This is a genomic window from Phaeodactylibacter xiamenensis (assembly GCF_000759025.1).
Taxonomy (GTDB): domain Bacteria; phylum Bacteroidota; class Bacteroidia; order Chitinophagales; family Saprospiraceae; genus Phaeodactylibacter; species Phaeodactylibacter xiamenensis.
Genome location: NZ_JPOS01000012.1, coordinates 184,057 through 196,061 on the forward strand (window position 1 = coordinate 184,057; position 12,005 = coordinate 196,061).

The window sequence follows — 12,005 nt, forward strand, 5'->3', positions numbered from 1 at the left end:
GTTATGCCAGAAAATGGAACAACCATTGCAGATATCCGTCATTATATCCACTTACAATCAGCCCGAATGGTTGCATAAGGTTTTGCTGGGGTACCAACAGCAAACCTACCCGCATTTTGAGGTCGTTATTGCTGATGATGGCTCCGGAGAAGCAACCCGAAAGCTAATCAACCAACACCAAAAAGACAGCCCTTTTGCGATCCGGCATATCTGGCACGAAGACAATGGTTTTCAAAAAACAGCTATTCTGAATAAAGCTACGGCAGATACCCGCTATCCTTACCTGCTTTTTACGGATGGAGACTGTATCCCCCGTGCCGATTTTCTTGAGACGCATGCAAAATTTGCCGAACCTGGTTATTTCCTTTCTGGTGGTTACTGCAAGCTCCCTATGCCCCTGAGCGAGGCCATATCAGCAGAGGATATTCAGACCCAGCAATGCTTTGACCCGGCCTGGCTCAAAGCCCGTGGACTGGAGGGGCGCAGTCAGCTGCGCAAACTTGGTGCAAGCCCGCGCTGGGGCGCCTTTTGGGATTTTGCCACACCTACCAAAGCCAGCTTCAATGGCTGCAACACTTCGGTTTGGAAAGCAGATGTGCTTGCTGTGAATGGCGCTGACGAACGTATGCAATACGGCGGTGAAGACCGGGAGTTGGGAGAACGCCTGTTCAACTTAGGCTTAAAAAGCAAACAGATCAGGCACCGTGCCATACTGCTGCACCTGGACCACGCCCGAGGCTATATGACAAAAGAAAGCCTTGAGCGTAATCAGGCTATCCGGGAACATACGCGCAAAGCCAGGTCAGTGTGGACGCCCTATGGCATCAAACAAACAGAAGCTTAAGCTTTGCGCTCCAGTACTTTGAAGGTGTAAGCGTGGGGATTTTTCTCATCCGGCTGATGCGCCTCACTCGATACTTCGGACCAAACAGCAGGATCTACCGCCGGGAAAAACACCTCTCCGTTTTCCACTTCTGTATCCACTTCTGTAAGATAGAGCCGGTCTATGAGGGGCATAGCTTGTTCATAAATGGTACCACCTCCGATGATAAAGGCTTCGTCCTCACCGTTGTTGCGCGCCAGATCTATCGCCTCCTGAAGGCTCCCTGCCACGAGGCAGTTAGACACCATAAAGAAAGGGTTCCGGGTAACGATAATATTGGTGCGCTTCGGCAAGGGGCGGCCGATAGACTCAAAGGTCTTACGCCCCATGATGACGTGATGATTGAGCGTACGGCGCTTGAAATATTTCAAATCCGCCGGCAGATGCCAGGGGATATCATCGTCTTTTCCGATAACTCCGTTTTTATCAGTGGCTACGATAGCGGATAAAATCATGCTTTAATATTCGTTAGGGTAGTTCAGGCAGAAGATTGGCTTCCAGCATACGCTTTTCGAGCCACTGCCGGTTGTCACTAATGGTGTCCGTCATATATTTTTCAATCATCAGGCTGGCGATAGGTGCTGCGTAAGTACCGCCAAAACCTGAATTCTCCACATAAACGACGATAGCGATCTTCGGGTCCTTTTTAGGCGCGAAAGCAAAGAAAACCGAGTGATCCTCACCATGGGGATTTTCGGCTGTACCGGTTTTTCCACAGACCGGGATATCCGGTATATAAGCCATGCGTGCTGTACCGGAGACCGTTACTTTTTCCATGCCGTTAGCAATGATTTCGAAGTAGGAACTGTCAATCCCGACGTAGTTGCGCCTGGTGAACCGGTCAGGGATAGGCACATCTACGCCGCTTCCCCGGTAACCTCTGACCAGGTGCGGGGTTACATAGAAGCCCCGGTTAGCGATAGTGGCGGCTACGTTTGCCATTTGCAGGTTGGTCATTTGCAGCTCCCCCTGCCCAATGCCCAGGGAGCGGATCCAAACGGAGTTCCAGCGCTGCCCCTCCTGCTGTTTATTGAAGTAGTCCGTGTAGAATTGTGTGGTGGGATAGAATCCGCTTTGCTCTCTGGGCAGGTCGATCCCGAGTGGTTTGCCCAGGCCAAACTTATCCAGGTAGCTGTTGAAAAGATCAAGCCCTTTCTCCGGGTTACGGAAGCCCCCCGGTCCGTCAACGATTTCGCGGAAAGCAGTAACAAAGTAGGCGTTGCAGGAATGCTGAATTCCCATTTCTACATTGAGGCAGGTGGGGTGGCCATGACAGCCGGTGAGCCGCATTCCGTTGAAGTAGTAGGCGCCAGAGCAGGGAATGGTACGGTTGGGGTCCAGATAGCCCTCCTGCATGCCGACCAAAGCTACGATGGTCTTAAACAGCGACCCAGGCGGATACTGCCCCATAATACTGCGGTCAAACAGGGGCTGCGTTTTATCTACTGAAAGCCGGCCGTAGGGATTGCCTTTGCCGTGCCCGATGGCAAGAAGATTTGGATTGTAATTTGGCGAACTGATCATGGCCAACACCTCTCCGGTGGTAGGCTCCAAAGCGACTACCGCACCTATTTTATTCTCCATCAACAACTCACCGTAGGCTTGCAAATCGAGGTCAATAGTCGTAATCAGGTCCTTCCCAAAAACGGCATCCACATCAAGTTCACCATCTTTATAGGGCCCTACTTCACGGCCCAGGTTGTCTTTTAGTATCAGAGACATGCCTTTCTCACCGCGCAGGGTATCTTCGTAGGAAAGCTCCAGCCCACTTTTGCCCAAGTAGTCCCGGGGCTCGTATTTGCCATCAGAGAGTTTAATGTCGTTTTGATCCGCTTCCCGAATATAGCCAAGAACGTGACAGGCGTTGTCATGAGGATAGCCACGGGCATGGCGCAGGCGAGGGGAAAAGCCCGGGAACTGGTAGAGGCGCTCCTCCAATGCTGCAAACTGTTTTGCGGACAATTGAGTCAGAAAAGGGAAGGGAACTGATTTGGAATACCTTGGGTCACGCCAGTTTTTGTCGAGGGTCTGCTCAAAATAACTGCGCTCTATACCCAGCAGTTCGCAAAAAGCAGCCGTATCCATGTCCTCATTCAGCTGATTGTAAGTAACCATAAGGTCATACATGGGTACGTTGTAGACCAGTATTTCACCATCGCGGTCGTAGATGGTGCCCCGTGCCGGATAGACAACCTGCTCATCAATTGCTGTGGCGTCGGGATTTTCCTTGTAGGTGGAGTCCAGTACCTGTAGCTGGAAGGCACGATAAATCAGCCCGAATGCCGCCAACACAAAGAGGCTCCGTATGATGTATTGCCGTCTGCTAAATGTATCTGCCACTTCAAAATAATTTCAGTGAACAATTAACGCTTAAACCCTGGGTCAGCGTTTAGGCATGAAGATAAAAACAAAGATCAAGACCGCCGCCATTGAGGAGACAAAGGTGAAAAAGGTACGTAAAAGTATGCCCAAAATATAAATGGGCGAAAAGGCATCAACGCTAAAGTAAACCAGCAGGTGCAACACCATCAGGGACGCTGAATACTTCATAAACCAGTTCATACCAAGACCGGCAGGTGTAGGTTTATCATTTAGCTTGTACCCTTCACGGGGCTCATACAGGCTTAAAAAGAGGGCCCTGGCATACCCCATAGCTGTTAAAGCGGCAGCATGAACACCCGGAGAGTCATAGAACAGGTCTACACCGATCCCCATCAAAAAGGACAGCAGCAAAACACCAGTACGGGGCGTCTGCAACGGCAGCAGCAAAATAAACAACGGATAGAGAAAGACATTGATGTACAGGCTGCCAGTCACCCAACCATCAGAGATGCGCTTTAAGAAGAGCCCCTGCAGCGCCAGCAGGACAAAAAACCGTATGATATTCCAAATGACCGTATTATTCATTGACCGCTTCGTCTAATTCCTTATGCTCTTTCCACATCTCATTTTCAATGACGTAGACATAACGCAACTTATTAAGGTCATTGCGCAGCATGACCTGTATGTTATAAAAATTCCCACCTCCCGAAAAATCAAAAGACTTTACAGTCCCGACAGGTAGTCCGTACGGGAACAATTGGGAATATCCGCTGGTGACCACGGTATCACCTTCCGCTACCACCGCGTGCTTGGGGATCGCTTCCAGTTGCATCAGCCGGGCGTTTTTGCCGTTCCAGGTGAGTGTCCCGAAATAACCGGAGTTGGACAGAGCTGCTTTGATGCGGGTTTCCCGGTGCAGCAGCGACATCACCTGGCTGTAATGGGGTGTCACGGCTCTGACCACCCCCACGATACCATCCGAAGAAACAACGCCCATATTGGGCCGGACCCCATGATTTGAGCCTTTATCGAGGCGCAGGTAATTAGCTGTGCCTATGGTGGAGTTGCTGATTACGTTGGCAGGGATATACGAAAAGAGCTGCTCAGTGGAATCTTTCAGAAAGGTATCCTGCCGCACCGCATTGGAGTACCTTGCGTTGTCAAGCTGCTCCATGAGGCGTATGTTTTCGCCCTGCAGTTTAATCAGCTCATCGCGCAGGGCCCATTGTTCTCCCAGCCAGTCTGCGGACTGATCCAACGCGGCAGTAGCCATTCCCCAGGAATTATCCCAGATCGCACCCTGACGCTGATTGAAACTGACCACCAGAATAAGGGCGAGCAGCTCCAGGAAACCAAAAAGCAGGAAGTTCCCATAAGCTGCAAAAAGCTGCAATAGGCCTCTCATGGCTGGCGGTTGTTTTTTAAAAGTTCAGTGATTTGGCTTTCCTACACGCTCTTCCGGTCAATCAGGAAAGAAAAACGGTCGGTATTCTTAAGCGCTATGCCGGTACCCAATACTACTGCACGGAGCGGATCCTCAGCAACGTGCACCTTAAGCTTCGTTTTCTGAGCAATACGTTTGTCCAGCCCGCGAATGAGCGCACCACCACCAGTCAGGTAAATCCCTGTACGGTAAATATCGGATGCAAGTTCAGGTGGCGTAGTTTCCAGTGCCTTCAAAATGGCATCCTCAATTTTTGAGATAGACTTATCGAGGGAGTGAGCGATCTCGCTGTAAGAAATCATGATCTGCTTGGGAATACCCGTCATCAGGTCCCGCCCGTTGACCGCAAAATCTTCAGGTGGGTTCTCCAGTTCGTGCAGTGCAGAGCCAACGTTGATTTTGATCTGCTCTGCTGTACGCTCCCCGATGAGAATATTATGCTGCCGCTTCATGTAGCTCATAATGTCGCTGGTAAATTCATCTCCAGCGATGCGGATAGACTGGTCACAAACGATACCTGAAAGCGCGATCACCGCAATTTCAGTAGTGCCCCCGCCTATATCAATAATCATATTGCCAACAGGCTCCTCCACATCCAGGCCAATACCCAGCGCAGCCGCCATAGGCTCATGGATCAGGTAAGTTTCTTTGGAGTCTACGTGGTCTGCTGAATCAAATACGGCACGCTTTTCCACTTCTGTGATACCCGAAGGAATACAAATTACCATCTTCATGTGGGTGAAGAAGCGGCGGCGGCGGCCGATCATATTAATCATGCCTTCGATCATATCCTCCGCAGCCTGAAAGTCAGCAATAACACCATCTTTAAGCGGGCGGATCGTTTTTATATCTTCGTGTGTTTTTTCGTGCATCTGCATGGCCTTGTTGCCAACGGCAATAGGCTCACCGGTACGGCGGTTTTTTGCAACAATAGAGGGCTCATCCACGACGATTTTACCGTCCTGAATGATAAGTGTATTGGCAGTACCAAGGTCAATAGCAAGTTCTTGGGTAAAAAAGCTGAAGAGTTTCATTAAAACCTTTGTCCTGGTTAATAGTATCGTGTTTCGAACATGGTGTCGGCGCACCCGATACAGGAGCACAGATCTCTCCGGCTACTGTCGAGGCTCTACAACGATGGAAATTAGCAATTTTTCCTATATCAGGGGTATGGTTTTCTAAAAATAAATTGCCTGCCGGGCTTTCTTTTTATCAAAAAAGGGCTGTTTGCAGCCTGCCAGGCCGGATTCCTGCTGCTGTAAAAGTTACCGACTCGCAAAGCAACGCATTTTTTTGGTCAATAAGAAGAATTTAAGGGCAAATTAAATGAGCTAAGGGCCAACGATGACCTGCCACAGGTCTGCTTTGTTGAGGTACTTTTGAGCCAGGCCCTGCAGGGCTGCAGCGTCAATGTTTTGTACCGTTGACACCAATTCGTCAAAGGTGCTCAAAGGGAGATCGTCGAGTACTAAAGTCCGGATGACTTCCGAAACGTTGAACGGACCATCCAGCATGGTCAAAAAGTTGCCCAGCAAAAAATTCCGGACCATCTTCAGCTCCTCTTCATCAACCAATGTCTCCTGCAGTATTTTCATTTCCCGTTCAATTTCCCGAAGAGTAGGCTCTACATACTCCGGGCTGACCTCCGTGCCGATGAGCAGGGAACCGTCATACCGCATGGTTTCCAACATGCTGTAAATGTTGTAGGTATAGCCTTTTTCCTCCCGTATGTTGGTCATCAGACGAGAGCCGAAGTAGCCGCCAAGTAGCGTATTAAGCACATACAGCCCATAGAAATCCCCGTGGTGGCGGTTGAGCCCTCTCCTTCCTAAACGAACAGCAGACTGCAGGGTATCAGGGCGCCGCTCAAAAGTAGACTGTGGCTGGCCATCCGGAACAGGAACACGAGGCGCTGGCTTTTCTCCGGGGCTCAGGGCATCGCGTAGAGCTTTGTTCAGTAGCTGCTTCACCTCATCCGTTACCCGCCCACTGATAAATAACAAACAATTGGAAGCATTGTAAAGCCTTTGATGATGCTTCTTCAGGTCAGCCGGCGACAGAGCCAGATAAGCCTCACTGGTACTGTTATAACCATACGGATGAGAACTGCCAAAAATCTGCTCCGTGATGAGGCGATAAGCCAGGGTGTCATTCTTAGCCAAATCAACGGCCAGCCGGCGCTGATTGCGCCTGATGTAAGCCTCCAGGTCTTCTGCGGCAAACAAAGGCTCTCTTAGCATATCCTGCAAAATGGGCAGGGTGTCTGCAAAGTGCTTGTTCAGGCTGTACAGCACTATGCTCGACGTATCAAGGTTGAAGGGCAGGCTCAGCGTTGCGCCATAGAAGTCCGTAGCTTCCGCAATTTGGGCAGCAGTGTAGTGCCGCGTCCCCTCGCGTAGTAAGCTTGACGTGGCACGGGCTACCAGTTGTTTGTCTTCGTAGGTGCGCCCTGCAAAAAAAACCAGCTCCATTCGAATGACATCCTGTGTGCCCATATTGGTAACGTAAACAGGTATGCCGTTGTCTAAATGGAAAATTTCCGGTTTCGGCAAGTGCAGAGTTTGGATATCTTTGATAACAGGCGGCTGCGATCGGTCAGGCATAAATTTTTTATTCAAAGAGTCAAAAAGCAATAATTCAACTTATTAACAGTCTGTTGGTTATTCGATAGTACGAAAATGAGCAAAAAAATTTACTTTTGTTTGCTATAATGCTTGCAAGCCGGCCGCCAACAAAGCAAGCCGGCATAACCATGAGAAGGCAAGCCTCCAAATTCAACAAATTCTCAAACCCTAGCGGATATACCTATGAAGTTCAGCGTTTCCTCATCAGAATTGCTTAAGCGCCTGCAAATCGCAGGTGGCGCCATTGGCTCTAACCCGGTATTGCCTATTCTGGAAGACTTCCTCTTTACCATTGACAACAACAAGCTGCAAATTGCGGCAACCGACCTGGAAACTTCCATCACCACTGAAATCGAAGTGATGGCTGATGCAGATGGCAAAGTGGCCGTACCTGCTAAAATCCTGCTGGAAACCCTCAAGGCGCTTCCGCAACAGCCTATCACCTTCACAGTAAATGACGAAAATTTCGGCATTGAAATCACCTCTGCCTATGGTAAATACAAACTTGCCGGCGAAGATGGGCAGGACTTCCCGAGTATCCCGCAGCCGGATTCCGTTGATAAGATTTCCATGCCGGGCGGTTCTCTGACGCACGGTATTACCAAGACCATCTTCGCAGCGAGCAACGATGAGCTGCGCCCGGCAATGACGGGTGTATACTTTCAGGTCGACTTCAATAAGCTGATCCTGGTCGCTACGGATGCCCATAAACTGGTGAAGTATACTTTCAATGAAATCGGTGGCGAGGTTTCCACGTCTTTCATCGTTCCAAAGAAAGCCCTGAACCTGCTCAAAGGCAGCCTTCCGGAAAATGAAGACATTGACATTGCCTTCAATAGTGCCAACGCCTTTTTCTCTTTTGGAGATACTCAACTGGTCTGCCGCCTCATTGATGCACGTTACCCGGACTACAACGCGGTTATCCCCGTAGATAACCCGAATACGCTGAGCCTGTCACGCTCAGACTTCCAGAACTCCCTCAAACGGATTGCCATCTACGCCAACAAAACCACCAATCAGGTTATCCTGAACATCAATGACGGCAGCCTGACCATCTCTGCCCAAGACCTCGACTTTTCCAACGAGGCAACCGAGCAACTGGCTTGCACCTACGAAGGGGAGCCACTAACGATTGGTTTCAATGCCAAATTCCTGGTGGAAATGCTGGGCGTACTGGAAAGTGATGAAGTTAAAATTGAACTCTCCACTTCCACCCGCGCTGGCATTATGGTGCCGGCGGAAGAAACCGAGGGCGAAGAAATTCTGATGCTGGTCATGCCAGTGATGCTGAGCAACTAATTTGCCGATGCTCTGAAGGCGAGCCATTGTCGACAATGGCTCGCCTTTGTTTTTGCCAGGCCTGAAGCGGTCCTAACCCACAACCAAACGCAATATGAAATACAACAACCTGTGGCCTGCGGTGATCATGGTGGTGCTCTTTGGAAGCTGTGGTAGTGATGCCCCTCCCCCTCCCAGTGAACCGGAAGCCGTTTTGAAACAATACCAGCGCTTTGTAGACCAAAATCTGCTTGAAAAAGCAAAAGCCCTGAGCACGCCTGCCGGTAAAGCCTGGCTGGATGAGCTGAAAGCTATTGTGGAAGAAGAACAACCCGACAGCACCCTTTTTCATACCGAATTCCTTTCTGTCAATTGTGAGGGTAAAAAGGATACGCTGCGGTGTCAGTGCGTGCTGGAAGATCAATACGAGCGCTACACTTCCGACTATCACCTGGTAAAACTCAACGGCCAGTGGCTGGTGGATGCACCTCAGGAAGAGATACAGATCGACAATGACATTCTGGAGCAGCTACCTGACAGCCTGGTCCGTGAAATGATGCAAGAATAAACCTGAAACCATGAGCATGCCGAAAGTGGGGCTCTTCTTTGGCTCGTTTAATCCCGTTCACGTTGGGCATATGATCATCGCCAATTTTATGGCCACACAAACAGGCCTGGAGGAGGTATGGATGGTCGTCTCTCCCCACAACCCGCTTAAGCCTAAAAAAACGCTCGCCCGGGACCATGACCGGCTCCACCTCGTTCGACTGGCCATTGGCGATAACCCAAAGTTAAAAGCTTCAGATGTTGAGTTTGGGCTCCCCCAACCTTCCTACACCGTGGATACCCTCTCCTACCTGAAGGAAAAATACCCCTCCCGGCAGTTCGTCCTTATCATGGGCGGAGACAATCTGGCGACTTTGCACAAATGGAAAAACTACGAGCTGCTGCTCCGCGATCATGAAATATTTGTCTACCAGCGCCCCAGCCATGATTTGGGTGAACTGCAGCAGCACCCCAGTATTAAAATTGTGGAAGCCCCACTGATGCAGATTTCCGCCAGCTACATCCGCAATTGCCTGAAAGCCGGACAGTCTGTGCAGTACCTGGTGCCTGATGCTGTTTACCGGTATTTGGAGGAGGTTGCTATTTATCGTTGAATATCCAACAGAAGGGCTTAAGACTATGTTGGGATTTCACCCTTTGGGCTGAATTTGCCAACTTGCAGCAGGGATGCTCCTCCTTAAGCGCTCAGAGATGCCTGCCTATTACAGTGAAAACGGACAAGCCCGGAAGAAAGGATACGGTAAGTCCCGCAGATCAATGCTGCATTTGGAAGAGGGTATGCAATTGCTGCGGGAACACGAAATCTCCGCCACTATTTACGAGCCTGGCAAGTATTCGCTTGTGGAGCAGATTCATACCTTTTATAACGCAGACGGAGTGATAGCCATCCGGGGCGCAGACCTTGCCAATATGCTTTGGTTAAGGCCGGGAAGCCTGGTCCTAATGGTCAACCCCATGGGCAAGGGCTCCTTCCATATCTATAACTATTGCTGCATTTTAAAATTATTCCTGGTTGAACGGCTTACAGAAACAGACTTTCCAAGTTTCCTCGACTTCCAATTCGATAAACTGATTAAGACCTATGCCTAAAGTTGCCCATACCCTAGCGGATTTAAAAGCCTTCTTATCCGAAACGCTGCACACCTCTTCCTTCCGTATAAAACGGACCTCCTTTGACGCTCAGGAAGAGTGGCTGTTTAAAGACGGCATGCTTTCGCATAAAACCGGAGGGTTTTTCCATGTCATTGGCCTGAATGATATGGAGGACGACTCCGATACCCTTTATCTTTTCCAGCCTCAAAGCGCTGTTACAGGCCTCCTCATTTGTCCCTCGAAAAAGGGCTTGGGCCCCTACGTACTCACTCAGGCCCGAATTGAGCCTGGAAATACCGGGGTCATACAACTGGGCCCCACCATTCAGTCTACTCCTGCTAATTTTCTCCGCCTTCATAACGGTAAGAAAAACCCTTATCTGGACTACCTCTACTCTGGCCATCGTCATGTAACTGGATTCCATTCCACCAATCAGCTTGACCTCGGAAAACGCTATTATCAAAAAACAAAGTGGCACAATTTTGCGCTTGTCAGCGCCCTGCTGGAAACAGCAGATACCTATATTTGGCTGCCGCTGCCTGTCCTGGCTGAAGCAGTAAAAATGGATTTCATCCTCAATACCGATTTGCGCTCTCTTATTGCTGTATTTGAATGGGACTCCCTATCCGGTCAAAATGCGCATCCTGAACAAACTCAGTCGTCAGCAATACTGGAGTACTATTTAAAAAAGAGCCACTCCGTTAACTGCAGGAACAAGTTCATTCCGATTGATCAATCAAGTGCCTTCTCCATTGAAGACCAAGCTATACGCATTAACAAAAACAATCAGGAAATCGGGCTCTACCAAATCGAGACCAACCACCGGGAAGTACAAGGATGGACGCAGCCGCTTTGGAGAGCTGAGGGAAGAGGAAAAGCCATATTGCTTTGCAGCAAGCTGTCCGGGCAACGCGTATTCCTGCTTACTGTAGAAGAAGAGAAAGGTACGCCCTCCTCTTTTTCGATATCACCTTCTTACCTTTTTTATCCGGAGGACACTCACACTCCGGAAGTCAACAACCTTCCTCCTCCTTTTGCCAGGTTTGCTCAGTCTGATGAAGGAGGGCGATTCATCAACCACGAATTCGAGTTCCAGCTTATCGAAGTGAACAATGATTTTGATATTCGGGAAAACCAGTTTTGGGTGGGCATTGACAACCTAAAACACATACTAAGCACTTCAAACCTCTGCAACATCCAACTTCGAGGCCTCTGCTCGCTCCTGATTGAGCAGCTTAACCCTCTGATATTTGAAGCCTAGACCGATCTGCCACCTCTGAAGCCGGCGCTTGGTTGGGTCCACGCAAGAGTAAAACCAAAACTTTAACTTTCATAAATTATTGAAAGTTTTATAAAAAAGCTTACCTTTGGATAAACTTGAATTAAGCCTCACAGGTTTCAAACAGGAACAAACAAGAAAATATGATCAGCCAATACAGAATGAAGCTTGACCTTGTAGGCCAGTCTGTTTTAATTGCCCTTGCAATGATAGTGGTCTTAGGCAAATGGTGGCTTTGGGCGCTTGCAGTAGTGGCGGGCCTTGCGCTCTGGCAAACGGGTAGCGCTTTCCACCTGATAGTAGCCTACGCCTACCGCAGCCGCAAGCCCTATTTGTTGTTGCTCGGCAGCATCCTCCTCCTTCTGCCGCTCAAGTTTTGGCTGGCTGGCTACTGGAGCCTGATCATACCTGGGCTTGCTGTACTTATTTACTTCTTCATTACGCTGCGCGACACTATCGTAGTCCTTCGCAGGCCAAGGTCTTTTTGGGATATATAAATTTTTTGTTTTCCAAATT

The 12,005-nt window shown here is 49.4% G+C and carries 13 protein-coding genes; 7 read left to right on the forward strand and 6 right to left on the reverse strand.

Annotation, left to right across the window (positions count from 1 at the left end; all coding sequences use genetic code 11):
* The first annotated feature begins 13 nt into the window (after positions 1-13).
* Positions 14-844 carry a glycosyltransferase family 2 protein gene (locus IX84_RS04385; protein WP_044216859.1) on the forward strand — a complete coding sequence of 277 codons (831 nt, stop codon included), beginning with the start codon at positions 14-16 and terminating at the stop codon, positions 842-844.
* On the opposite strand, the gene IX84_RS04390 is transcribed toward IX84_RS04385, so the two are convergent.
* From IX84_RS04390 to IX84_RS04415, 6 genes are all read right to left on the reverse strand, one after another.
* A complete protein-coding gene (locus IX84_RS04390) occupies positions 841-1,338 on the reverse strand; it encodes a dihydrofolate reductase (protein WP_044216860.1) in 498 nt (165 codons plus the stop codon). The genes IX84_RS04385 and IX84_RS04390 overlap by 4 nt on opposite strands.
* A 13-nt stretch (positions 1,339-1,351) precedes the next feature.
* Positions 1,352-3,223, reverse strand: a complete 1,872-nt coding sequence (mrdA, locus tag IX84_RS04395; RefSeq protein WP_044216862.1) for a penicillin-binding protein 2 — start codon at positions 3,221-3,223, stop codon at positions 1,352-1,354.
* A gap of 42 nt (positions 3,224-3,265) precedes the next feature.
* Complete coding sequence (locus IX84_RS04400) at positions 3,266-3,790, reverse strand: hypothetical protein (RefSeq protein WP_044216863.1); 525 nt, start codon at positions 3,788-3,790, stop codon at positions 3,266-3,268.
* Positions 3,783-4,610, reverse strand: coding sequence for a rod shape-determining protein MreC (gene mreC, locus IX84_RS04405; RefSeq protein WP_052515757.1), 828 nt, complete (start codon positions 4,608-4,610; stop codon positions 3,783-3,785). The genes IX84_RS04400 and mreC overlap by 8 nt, the downstream gene beginning before the upstream one ends.
* Before the next feature lie 41 nt (positions 4,611-4,651).
* Complete coding sequence (locus IX84_RS04410; protein WP_044216865.1) at positions 4,652-5,683, reverse strand: rod shape-determining protein; 1,032 nt, start codon at positions 5,681-5,683, stop codon at positions 4,652-4,654.
* A 297-nt stretch (positions 5,684-5,980) separates the two neighbouring features.
* The gene (locus IX84_RS04415) at positions 5,981-7,201 is read right to left on the reverse strand and encodes a M16 family metallopeptidase (RefSeq protein ID WP_160213660.1); all 1,221 of its coding nucleotides are present in this window, start codon (positions 7,199-7,201) and stop codon (positions 5,981-5,983) included.
* A 255-nt stretch (positions 7,202-7,456) separates the two neighbouring features.
* On the opposite strand from IX84_RS04415, the gene dnaN reads away from it, so the two are divergent.
* The 6 genes from dnaN to IX84_RS04445 all read left to right on the forward strand — a co-directional run bounded on the left by dnaN (position 7,457) and on the right by IX84_RS04445 (position 11,986).
* Positions 7,457-8,572, forward strand: coding sequence for a DNA polymerase III subunit beta (dnaN, locus tag IX84_RS04420; RefSeq protein ID WP_044216866.1), 1,116 nt, complete (start codon positions 7,457-7,459; stop codon positions 8,570-8,572).
* A gap of 94 nt (positions 8,573-8,666) precedes the next feature.
* The gene (locus IX84_RS04425) at positions 8,667-9,119 is read left to right on the forward strand and encodes a hypothetical protein (RefSeq protein WP_044216869.1); all 453 of its coding nucleotides are present in this window, start codon (positions 8,667-8,669) and stop codon (positions 9,117-9,119) included.
* A 16-nt stretch (positions 9,120-9,135) separates the two neighbouring features.
* Positions 9,136-9,711 (forward strand): nicotinate (nicotinamide) nucleotide adenylyltransferase, encoded by a 576-nt coding sequence (gene nadD, locus IX84_RS04430; protein WP_044217281.1) that lies wholly within the window; start codon positions 9,136-9,138, stop codon positions 9,709-9,711.
* 73 nt (positions 9,712-9,784) lie between these two features.
* Positions 9,785-10,207 carry a glycosyltransferase 61 family protein gene (locus tag IX84_RS04435; RefSeq protein ID WP_044216871.1) on the forward strand — a complete coding sequence of 141 codons (423 nt, stop codon included), beginning with the start codon at positions 9,785-9,787 and terminating at the stop codon, positions 10,205-10,207.
* Positions 10,200-11,471, forward strand: a complete 1,272-nt coding sequence (locus IX84_RS04440; protein WP_044216873.1) for an NDP-hexose 2,3-dehydratase family protein — start codon at positions 10,200-10,202, stop codon at positions 11,469-11,471. Before IX84_RS04435 ends, IX84_RS04440 begins: the two co-directional genes overlap by 8 nt.
* Positions 11,472-11,632: 161 nt before the next feature.
* Positions 11,633-11,986, forward strand: a complete 354-nt coding sequence (locus tag IX84_RS04445) for a hypothetical protein (protein ID WP_044216875.1) — start codon at positions 11,633-11,635, stop codon at positions 11,984-11,986.
* The last annotated feature ends 19 nt before the right edge of the window (positions 11,987-12,005 follow it).